Raw genomic sequence first — 687 nt, forward strand, 5'->3', positions numbered from 1 at the left:
CGCCCGACTCCAAGCGGCGCAAATATTCGGCTTCAGCTACGCCGACAACTTGAATTTGGTTGGGATGGATAAAGTTTAAGTGGCCGACCAAGGCCAAGACGGGTTTATCGGCTTCGACACCGATACGGTTGTCCGCGCCAGAATTGCCGGCAGCCCAAGCAAGTTCGAGTTTGTGCTGATTGTCGGAAAACAGGCGGCGGACGGATATGCTGGGCATGAATTACTCTTCGGTCAGAAGTGTGCGTACTTCTTCGGCAGAAGTTGCGGCCATTAATGCTTCACGGATGGCTTTTTGAGAGAATCTGCCGGCCAGTTTGGACAAGACTTCCAAATGTTCGCCGGTAGCGTTTTCAGGCACAAGCAGGATGAAAATCAAGGAAACGGGTTTGCCGTCGGGCGCATCAAAGGCAACCGGCTCTTTGGTGCGGATAAACGCACCGGTGGCTTTTTTCACGCATGCGTGACGGCCGTGAGGAATCGCCACCCCCTGCCCCAAACCGGTCGAACCAAGCTTTTCACGGGCAAACAGGCAGTCGAACACGTTGGTATTCGGTAATTCTGCTTCATTCTCCAGCAGCTGGGCGGCCTCTTCAAACAGACGCTTTTTGCTGCTGACTTCCAAATCCAAAACGATATGGGACAAAGGTAAAATTTCGCCAATCAGGCTCATGTGTATCTCTTTTAAAT

General features: G+C 52.1%; 1 protein-coding gene and 1 pseudogene. Both read right to left on the minus strand.

Annotated features, from left to right (window positions below; all coding sequences use genetic code 11):
• Positions 1 to 217 (minus strand): annotated as a pseudogene (locus ACTHUR_RS14445) (HPr(Ser) kinase/phosphatase); the annotation flags it as partial.
• A 3-nt stretch (positions 218 to 220) separates the two neighbouring features.
• Positions 221 to 670, minus strand: coding sequence for a PTS IIA-like nitrogen regulatory protein PtsN (gene ptsN, locus ACTHUR_RS14450; protein WP_039862228.1), 450 nt, complete (start codon positions 668 to 670; stop codon positions 221 to 223).
• Positions 671 to 687: the final 17 nt, after the last annotated feature.

This window comes from Neisseria sp. P0021.S007, assembly GCF_051956855.1.

Coding starts and splice junctions, on each gene's coding strand:
- ptsN (WP_039862228.1), bottom strand. CDS start 670: ATGAGCCTGATTGGCGAAATTTTACCTTTGTCCCATATCGTTTTGGAT.